This window comes from bacterium, from assembly GCA_026398675.1.
Taxonomy (GTDB): Bacteria; RBG-13-66-14; RBG-13-66-14; order RBG-13-66-14; family RBG-13-66-14; genus RBG-13-66-14.
In genome coordinates this window covers 1-7,064 of the sequence record JAPLSK010000051.1, presented here as the reverse complement: position 1 = coordinate 7,064, position 7,064 = coordinate 1, and the positions used below count along the sequence as shown (strand labels likewise).

Annotated in this window: 8 protein-coding genes; 7 read left to right on the top strand and 1 reads right to left on the bottom strand. The window is 66.6% G+C overall.

The features are described 5' to 3' along the window. Window positions 1–194: 194 nt before the first annotated feature. Window positions 195–857: a lactate utilization protein gene (locus tag NTW26_00770; protein MCX7020807.1), complete on the bottom strand. Its 663-nt coding sequence runs from the start codon at window positions 855–857 to the stop codon at window positions 195–197. A 433-nt stretch (window positions 858–1,290) separates the two neighbouring features. Here NTW26_00770 and NTW26_00765 point away from each other — a divergent pair, with 433 nt between their 5' ends. The 7 genes from NTW26_00765 to NTW26_00735 all read left to right on the top strand — a co-directional run. Then, on the top strand, window positions 1,291–2,949 hold the full coding sequence (locus tag NTW26_00765; GenBank protein ID MCX7020806.1) for a DUF1957 domain-containing protein: 1,659 nt from the start codon (window positions 1,291–1,293) through the stop codon (window positions 2,947–2,949). Next, complete coding sequence (locus NTW26_00760; protein ID MCX7020805.1) at window positions 2,946–3,635, top strand: hypothetical protein; 690 nt, start codon at window positions 2,946–2,948, stop codon at window positions 3,633–3,635. Before NTW26_00765 ends, NTW26_00760 begins: the two co-directional genes overlap by 4 nt. Window positions 3,636–3,642: 7 nt before the next feature. Then, window positions 3,643–4,284 carry a CDP-alcohol phosphatidyltransferase family protein gene (locus NTW26_00755; GenBank protein ID MCX7020804.1) on the top strand — a complete coding sequence of 214 codons (642 nt, stop codon included), beginning with the start codon at window positions 3,643–3,645 and terminating at the stop codon, window positions 4,282–4,284. Then, window positions 4,265–5,296 carry an aminotransferase class I/II-fold pyridoxal phosphate-dependent enzyme gene (locus NTW26_00750; GenBank protein ID MCX7020803.1) on the top strand — a complete coding sequence of 344 codons (1,032 nt, stop codon included), beginning with the start codon at window positions 4,265–4,267 and terminating at the stop codon, window positions 5,294–5,296. The genes NTW26_00755 and NTW26_00750 overlap by 20 nt, the downstream gene beginning before the upstream one ends. A gap of 5 nt (window positions 5,297–5,301) precedes the next feature. After that, a complete protein-coding gene (locus NTW26_00745) occupies window positions 5,302–5,655 on the top strand; it encodes a hydrogenase maturation nickel metallochaperone HypA (protein MCX7020802.1) in 354 nt (117 codons plus the stop codon). Beyond that, window positions 5,652–6,197, top strand: coding sequence for an NUDIX hydrolase (locus NTW26_00740; protein MCX7020801.1), 546 nt, complete (start codon window positions 5,652–5,654; stop codon window positions 6,195–6,197). The genes NTW26_00745 and NTW26_00740 overlap by 4 nt, the downstream gene beginning before the upstream one ends. A 581-nt stretch (window positions 6,198–6,778) precedes the next feature. Next, window positions 6,779–7,064: L-seryl-tRNA(Sec) selenium transferase (locus tag NTW26_00735; GenBank protein MCX7020800.1), on the top strand; the 286-nt coding region annotated here is incomplete at its 3' end.

Genomic DNA, 7,064 nt, shown 5'->3' with positions numbered 1-7,064 from the left:
AGAAGAGAAGAGAAGAGAAGAGAAGAGAAGAGAACAACTTGTGTTTAACCATTTTTACCCCCCTTTTTAGACCTTTCTCAAGGCTAATTTAAACTAGCACAAAAAAACAAGTCCGTCAAGGGCCACCGGATGAACAAGAGTAAAAAAAAGGGCCCTAACCCCCGGGCTGTTGGATAATACCCAGGCACGCCGCGTCAGAGCCCCAGTGGCTCGTCCACGACAATCACCGAGTGCTCCCCCCTCCCGGCGCGCAGATGGATGACCAGGTGGTTGCAGATGCGCCCCTCGGAGTCGCAGTCGTGGCAGAAACCGGTATCGGCGCAGGGGGTTTTGAGCTTGAGGCGCATGGCGTTGGCCGGCGCGGCGAGGTTCCTTACCCGGGACAGGGCTTCCTCCAGGTCGCCGGTGAGCTTGTTGATGCCCAGCACGTAGATCACCCGCCCAGGCCCGAAGCAGGTGGCGGCAACCCGGTTGCCGGTGCCGTCCAGGTTGACGATTTCCCCGTCGGCGGTGACGGCGTTCACCCCGGTGAGGAAAACGTCGGCGGTCAGGCCCCTCCTGCGCAGAGCGGCCTTCTCCTCGCCCGACGCGTCGGTGCCGAGGGGGGTGAGCACCTCGTGCCCCCGCTCGCGGAGGGCCTCCAGGGCGCCGATCTGGCCCAGGGTGAGCGATCCGCCGACGCCTACCGTGGCCCCCGCGGGCACCCGAGCGAGGAGCTCTTCGAGGGCCTTCTCCCGGGTCGGGACGAAGACCGCGTCGTAGCCCACGGCCCGAAGTTGGGCGACCAGGTTCTCGCCGCCCAGGCGGCGGTACTTTTCCAAGGCCTTTTCGGCGGATCTGTCGGCCGTGGTGGGCATCCGTCCTCCTTGTCGTGTCATTGGGCAGAGGGCCAGCCGTCGAGGGCGCGCAGGGCGGCTCCACGAATGAGATCGGGTCTGAAACCGCGCCGTTCAAGGTGGGAAAGGAGCCTGCGGGCTGCGGCCTCCCGGTCCAGTCCGGCGAGGGAGGGCAGTTTAGACCGCGCCCCCGCTCCGCAAGACCCGCCAGGACGAGGCCGACGATTCCGGGCTCGAAGCGCCGCTCCAGCTTGGTCGCGAGCTCCCGTACCGCGTGATCCCGCATGGCGAGGAGGCGGTAGGCGGCGTCGCGGCACTTTCGAAGCTCATGTGAATCGTCCATCTTCAGGGGGATTATAGCAGCCGGGGCGGGACCGGCAAAGTAACCCTTGTGAAAGCGCCCGCGGGCCGGTAAGATTGCCCTGCGCCGAAAACGCGCTTCCCAAATTTTTTTATGGCACAGTTCGCCGACGTCGTTTTTTACCTCCACGCTCACCTCCCGTACCTTCTGGGTCACGGCACCTGGCCGCACGGGTCGGTGTGGCTCTACGAGGCGGCCGCCGGGGTTTACCTCCCTCTCCTCCGCCGGCTCCGGGAGTTGGCGGGACGCGATGTTCCCCTCCGCCTCGGCTTCGGGTTCACCCCCACACTGGCGGAACAGCTCGCCGACCCACGGTTCGAGAGTGGTCTGCGGGAGTACCTGCGGGGACACGCCGCCGCGGCCGCCGACGACGCCCGGGATTTCGAGGCGAAGGGCGATGAGCGCCTCGCCGGGCTGGCCCGGGTTTGGGAGGCCGAGCTCCTGGGCTATGCGGATGACTTCGATCGTCTCGACGGCGATATTCTCAGTGGCTTCCGCGAGCTCGTCGGTGGCGGATTTCTGGAGACGGCCGCCGGCGCCGCCACCCACGGCTACCTCCCGCTCCTCGGCCGGGAAGACGCCGTGGCGCGCCAGATCCGGCTGGGGCTCCTGGCCCACGGACGGCATATGGGCGCCTGGACCGGCGGTTTCTGGCTCCCCGAGTGCGCCTACCGGCCGGGTCGTGGATGGAGGCGACCCTTCACCGCGGATTCCCTCTCGCCGCGGGAGGGCACCGGCGCGCACCTCGACGCGGCCGGGGTCCGCTATACTTTCGTGGACGCCCACCTGGTCGAGGCTAGGGTCCCCGAGGATACGCCGGGCGACCCGGTGCTCCTGGACGACTACCGGGATTCACGCCGCCAGTTCCGCACCTCGTACCCCGATCGTTCCCCCTACGGGGTTTACGCGCCGGACGGGTCGGCTTTCCGGGTGTTCGTCCGGGATTCCACCGCCAACCGGCAAGTGTGGGACGGCTTCGTCGGCTACCCCGGTGACGTGGATTACCGGGAGTTCCACCGACGGAGGTGGCCCAGCGGCCTGCGCTACTGGCGGGTGACCGGCAAGGACGTCTACGTGGGCCACAAGGCCCCCTACGACCCCGAGACCGCCCGGGCGAAGGTCCGGGAACATGCCGGGCACTTCGTGGGTATCCTGGAAGAGTTGGCTTTGAAGGCCCCCGGTGAACGGGCCGTCCTCACCCTGCCCTTCGACTGCGAGCTCTTCGGGCACTGGTGGTACGAGGGTCCGGAGTGGCTGTCCCAAGTGCTGGAGGGCGTCGCCGGCTCGGAGCGGCTCACCCTGGCCTGCCCGTCGGAGGCGCTGGGGCGTGTTCCGACCGAGCCGGTGGTTCTCCGGGAGGGCTCGTGGGGCTACGACGGCTACCACAAGGTGTGGCTGGGTGAACACGCGCGGGATTACTGGGATGCGGTACACTCCGCGGAGGACCGCCTGGCCGCCGCCGCCCGGGAGCACGGAGACGAGGGGCGGGAGCTGGCCCGTCGCCTTCTGGCCGCCGCCGCCCGGGAGCTCCTCCTCCTCGAGGCCTCCGACTGGCCGTTTCTCATTTACACGCACTCGGCGCGGGACTACGCCAACCTGCGGTACAATCAGCATCGGGAGTGCTTCCACTCCCTCGTGACGGCCCTGGAGCGGCTGGACGAGGGCGGCGTTCCGCCCGAAGCCGAGGACCTCCTCGCCCGAAGCGAGGCGAACGCGCCCTTCGGCTGGGCCACCTGGGAGGAGCTCCGGTGAAGGACATCACCTACGCGGCTTCCCTCGTCGCGGATGAGCCCCTGGACGGGGAGCGTTACTTCGCCGGGTTGACCGGGCTGCGGGCCTGGATGGACTCCGCGGGAGCCCCCTTCCCCGGTTACAGGCGCCTCTATACCCTCTTCACCCCCCGTGGCGCGGCCGGTTTCCGCGTGCACCCCGATCTTTACGTTCGTCTCCGGCGGCGTCTCTACCCCCTGTACACCTGGCTGCGGGTGGAGTTAGGCCCCGATTTTAAGGCCCTTCAGGTTCGAACGGGCATGGCCAGCCACACCGGGGCCGACGCCGGTTGGGGCGCGATTCTCTGGGCGGCCGTCGGACGGGCGTTCATTTATATTTTCCCCGCCTGGCTCGCGCTCTACATCTTCAAACCCTGGCTGGTAAGTCTGGCCCTCGGTATCGTCTGTTTCGTCGTGGCCGGCCTCGGCTTTCTCTTTTTCGAGTACACGCTGGTCCGCGCCGCGCTCACCGTCCGCGGTATCGAGTTCCGCGCCGAGCTGGTCCGGCTCCATGACGGCGCCGTGAGCCGCGTCACCCAGGAGCTCGGGCTGGATCTCCTGGCCAGTCGGCAGATCACCGGTCCCGGCATCGAGCCGGAAATTCCCCGCCGCCGCACGGTGGACGATGTCGAGAAGAGAACCGGGGAAATGCCTCCCCCGACGGATTGAGCCGCCGATGCCGAGAGGTTTCACCGACAGCCCCGGACCTTCGAACGCGCGTCCCCCGGCGACCGGTATCCGGCGGCAGATTCCCAACCTGCTTTCGGTTACCCGTCTGGTCATGCTGCCGGTGGTGCTCTATCTGGTAACGCTGCCCGACGCCTGGGCGCCCTGGGCCGCGGCCGGGCTGATGATTTTCTCCATGGCCTTCGACGGACTGGACGGCCTTCTGGCCCGGCGGTGGAACGCCGTCACCGAGTTCGGCAAGGTGATAGACCCCGTGGCGGATAAGGTCTGCATCGGCGCCGCGGCGGTGGTGCTGGTCATCTACCGGGATTTCCCCCTGTGGCTGGCCGTCGTCGTCCTGGGGCGGGACGCGCTGATTCTGTTGGGCGGTTGCCTCCTGCGGCACCGCAGGCGCGAGACCCCGATGAGCAGCTACGCGGGCAAGGCGGCGGCCTTCGTCATCGGGGCGACCCTCGTCGTCTACACCCTGCGCACGGGCCATCTCTGGCTGGAAACGGCCCTGTCCTGGATTTGCGCCTTTCTGGTGGCGGTTTCGCTAGCGGTTTACCTGTACCGGTACTTCAGGCTGATGCGTGAAAAGGGCGCCGATGCGGCGTCCACGGGAGGTGCTCATGGCGGCGAGGGACGTTGACCTGCGCTCGGACACCGTTACGCGGCCGGATAAAGCCATGCTCGAGGCGATGGTTTCCGCCGAGGTCGGCGACGACGTCCTGGGCGACGACCCCACGGTGAAGGAGCTCGAGCGCCGGTACGCCGGACTGGTGGGGAAGGATGCGGCTCTTTTCACCGCCTCGGGTTCCATGGCGAACCAGGTGGCGGTGGCCGCCTGGACCACGGGCGGGGACGAGGTCATACTCGGCCAGGACGCCCACATCCTGGAGTACGAGTATGGGGCGCCGGGGTTTCTGGCCCGGGTGCTCACCCGTGAGGTGCCCGTCGTGGAGGGGGCGCCCGATCCGGACGCGGTGAAGAAGCGCTACAAGTCCGGCGAGTTCCACTCCTCGCGCACCTCTTTGATCTGCCTGGAGAACACCCACAACCGACTGGGCGGCGTCGTGCCGAACCAGGAGATTTTCCGCGTCCTGCGCGCGTTCGCCGACGAGCACGGGGTGAAGATTCACCTGGATGGTGCCCGCCTGTGGAACGCCTCGGTGGCCACCGGGAAACCCATGGCCGAGCTCGCGTCGGTGGGGGACTCGGTGATGAGCTGCTTCTCCAAGGGGCTCGGCTGCCCCGTGGGCTCGATTCTGGCCGGTCCGGCGGACTTCATCACGAGGGCGCACCGGTTGCGGAAAATCTGCGGCGGCGGGATGCGCCAGGTGGGAATCCTCGCCGCAGCGGGCCTCTACGCCATCGAGCATAACTGGGCCCGCATGGCCGAGGACCACTCCAAGGCCCAGCGGCTGGCTAAGACTTTGGCCGGAATCCCCTGGGCCCGGATAGATCCCGCCCAAGTCCATACCAACATCGTCATCCCCCTGCTCGAGGGCGTGGCCTCGGACCGGGTAGTGGAGGAGGCCGGAGCGAGGGGGGTCCGCTTCTTTTCCTTCGGCGCGGACAAGGTCCGCCTGGTCACCCACAAGGACGTCTCCTTCGACGACGTGGACTACGCCTGCGAGGTTTTAGCGGGCCTGCGTTTTTAAAATAAATGCACGAGCTGGCCGTCACCCGGGAAATCGTGCGGGCCGTGGAGGAGGAGCTGGGCAGGCTCCCGGAGGGCACGCGTCTGGTCAAGGTGAAGCTGCTCCTGGGTCGGCTCACCGGTTTCGTGCCCGAGAGCCTCGAGTTCTGCTACCGGGCGCTCACGGAGGGGGGCCGCCTGGCGGACTCGGAGCTGGAGGTTGAGCGCCGGGACGGGCGGGTCCGCTGCGGGGGCTGCGGCGAGGAATTCACCCTCGACGAGCCGTACTTCATCTGTCCCCACTGCGGAGGGAGGGACCTCGCCGTTCTCGAGGGTCGCGAGTTCCTGATAACCGGCCTGGAGATCGAGGAGGGGTCTTGAGCGAGGAGAGCCTTTCCAGCCGCCTGATCTACTCCGGTCGGATCATGGAGGTCCGGGTGGACGAGGTGCGGCTGACCAACGGTAAACTCTCCACCCGGGAGCTGGTCCGCGTCGCCGACGCCGTGCTGATGCTGCCCCTGCTCGATGACGGAACCGTCCTTTTAATCAGCCAGTACCGCAAGGGGCCCGAGGTGGACCTCCTGGAGCTCCCCGCCGGGAAGATAGACCCGGGCGAGGATCCCCTGGCGGCGGCGCACCGGGAGCTCCTGGAGGAGACGGGTTATCGGGCGGGGAAGATGGAGCGCCTGTCCGGCGTTTACACCTGCCCAGGCTTCTGCGACGAGCTCATCCACCTGTACCTCGCCACGGAGCTCCACCGGGAGCGGCCCCAGCCCGACGACGACGAGCTGATCCGCCTCGTGCCCACGCCGCTCGGGGAGGTGGAGCGGATGCTCTTCGACGGGCGTCTGGTGGACTCCAAGAGCGTGGCCGCCCTGGGCCTCTTCCTCCTGCGGCGGGGGTGCAAGACGGGAAAAGCATGACCGAGGCGAAGACGGTGTCCATCGAGTCGCCCACCGGCATAAAAAGGAGTCCCTCTTTGGACCCCTTTCGTACCGAGGGTATATGTGATGAGAAAAACCCGGTATTAAAAAAGGGAGCCCCTGGGGATTCCTTATACGCGCGGAAGGAGCCGCCCCTCAATCAACCGATCCCGGTATTAAAAGGGCCCCCTCGGGGGGACCCCTTTCGCTCAGATGGAGACCGTGCTAGTGGGTGACGGGCTTCTCGGTGGTCTCGGTGGGCACGGCAGCGGTTCCGGTAGCTGCCTCGGTCGGGGTTGCCGGGGTGGTCAGCCTGGTCACCGCAACCGATGAGAATCAGGGAAACGATGGACAAGGCGCCGATGAGCAGGGCGATGAGTAGTTTTTTCATGTCGCTCCTTTTGTGTTGACGGGTGTTCCCCGCCGACAGATTTTCTCGGGCGACCAACCGCCCGACGTTTTTCTTGCTTTCCGCATCCTCAAGCTACAGTTAAAGCAGATTAACACAGCGAAGAGGCTCTTGTCAAGGGTTTATCGAATTTTGCATACTTGTCCGGGTTTATTTCGATTAACGAGATGTCATGGGCGGCGTAAAAAGAGCGTTTAATCTGACCGGTGTGGTCCTCCACACGGGCCTGGGCCGTGCCCCACTGGCGGATGAGGTGGTGGCCGCCATGGTCGGCGCGTCCCGGGCGGCCGAGGTGGAGATGGACGTCCCGACAGGTGGGCGGGGTCAACGACAGGACGCCGTTCGGGAACGTTGCGAACGGTTGTTCGGCTTTCCCGGCTGCGCGTTCAACAACAACGCCGCGGCCACGCTCTTGACCCTGGCCGCCTCAGCCGCGGGGCGCGAGGTCGTAGTGGGCG

Excerpts from the sequence above, each read along its gene's own strand:
- NTW26_00765 (MCX7020806.1), top strand. The coding sequence starts at position 1,291 with ATGGCACAGTTCGCCGACGTCGTTTTTTACCTCCACGCTCACCTCCCG.
- NTW26_00755 (MCX7020804.1), top strand. The coding sequence starts at position 3,643 with ATGCCGAGAGGTTTCACCGACAGCCCCGGACCTTCGAACGCGCGTCCC.
- NTW26_00745 (MCX7020802.1), top strand. The coding sequence starts at position 5,302 with ATGCACGAGCTGGCCGTCACCCGGGAAATCGTGCGGGCCGTGGAGGAG.
- NTW26_00770 (MCX7020807.1), bottom strand. The coding sequence starts at position 857 with ATGCCCACCACGGCCGACAGATCCGCCGAAAAGGCCTTGGAAAAGTAC.
- NTW26_00750 (MCX7020803.1), top strand. The coding sequence starts at position 4,265 with ATGGCGGCGAGGGACGTTGACCTGCGCTCGGACACCGTTACGCGGCCG.